Genomic DNA, 1,534 nt, shown 5'->3' with positions numbered 1-1,534 from the left:
CGATTATCCTAGTAGTGGTATTTTTGATTACTTTTTTAACAATTTTATCTGATATCAAGAGTGTGGTCAGTGGCCCTTTAGTGGAAATCAATAACACCCTAGTGGAAGTTAAGGAAAGTACTAAGTAGCTAAGGGTAGAAAAGCTCATGTATGTAACACATTATTAAGGAGCTAACTTCGAGGGAAATCTGAATCGTTCTGCCTGATATCCACCAACCTCAGCTAATGCATTGACGCCATCAATGACTGCATAAGCGTTGGGCCAGTTCATCTTCAAACATTTGACCCACCAATTCATGGGTTTTTAACTGATGCCATTCGGATTCAATCGGATTCATCTCTGAGCAATATTTCGGTAAAAAGAACAGATATAGCCCAAGAGCTTCCCACTGAGCCCATTTCTTAAGCACCTGGCAAGCTGGTATGAACCGGACCATTGTCCTGGACAATCACCCGGAGCCGACCGGTTTGATCGAGTTGTTGCTTGGCCTGACGAGCTTGTTCATCCATCATCGTGATGTAGCGCTCCCCGTTGAAACTGCCCACCACCAGTCCATAGACAAAGCTCACGCTTAGGTTGTAGCAATCCCAAAATGCTAATGCGTCTTCCTTTGCGGGCTGTCTGTTCAAGGCGCTTTTGCTCACCTCTTTACGAAATAGCTGTGTTCTACGGGCATCCACATACAAAATCCCGACTCATCGAGATAGAATAAGTCGATTTCTCCTACTGCCGCTGACCATTGCAACATCTTATGGTCGGCTTGCTTGGTTGCCTTTTCTATAGGGTCTTGCTTCCCTCTGTGGCAAGGCGCGAGTACGCTTCCAAATCACCCCCTTTTTTTAAGCACTCGTCTGAGGTGATCCGGGCTCAACTTAACATGACGGTCATGAGCCAGCTTTTGGGCTAACTGTTTGCTATTGTAGGTGCGTTCCTCCTGGCGTAAGCAGGATTCGAGATATTCAATATCCTCAGGCTGCCAACGCTTCTGGGCTCCGGGTCTAGGAGCATCCCATAGTCCCCCCAAGCCTTTGTGTTGCCATCGATGAATGACCTCACGGACAGTTCGAACATTCCAGCCGAAATAGGCAGCAATTTTCTCTACATACAGGCCCTGATGGTTTAAACGAATTACTTGCGCTCGGTCTTTGACTCGCTGGGGAACCGTAGTGGCAGTGCGAAGTTCAAATAAAGTGCGCTCTTGTTCGGCACTTAGAAAGATTCTTAAGCGTGCGCCCATAGTGAATGCTTCAAAGCATTGAAAGTATTATTGCTTTATTTAACTTAACATACCTGAGCTTTTCAAGCCCGACCTACTTAATAAGACAAAAGAGGAAATTGCTAATATCCTAGAACCAATCAAAACAGTAAAGGCAGAGGTGCAAGAAGCCTTAGAGATAGTTGAACAGATTCCTACAGGAGTGAGTTTGCCTGATCTTGGCATCCCAGATGTTAATCTTCCGGTGAAACCAAATGTCAACTTGGAGGGTAGATTTCCGCCTAAGGTGAATATCGAGATGAAAGAAGTTTCAGAGG

The 1,534-nt window shown here is 45.4% G+C and carries 1 pseudogene; it reads right to left on the bottom strand.

Features of this window, described 5'->3' with window-relative positions:
* Window positions 1–294: 294 nt before the first annotated feature.
* Window positions 295–1,238 (bottom strand): annotated as a pseudogene (locus tag F6K53_RS41630) (IS630 family transposase).
* Window positions 1,239–1,534: the final 296 nt, after the last annotated feature.

Source organism: Moorena sp. SIO4A1 (assembly GCF_010672065.1).
In the GTDB taxonomy this organism is placed as follows: Bacteria; Cyanobacteriota; Cyanobacteriia; order Cyanobacteriales; family Coleofasciculaceae; genus Moorena.
This window is presented reverse-complemented; position numbering and strand designations above follow the sequence as displayed.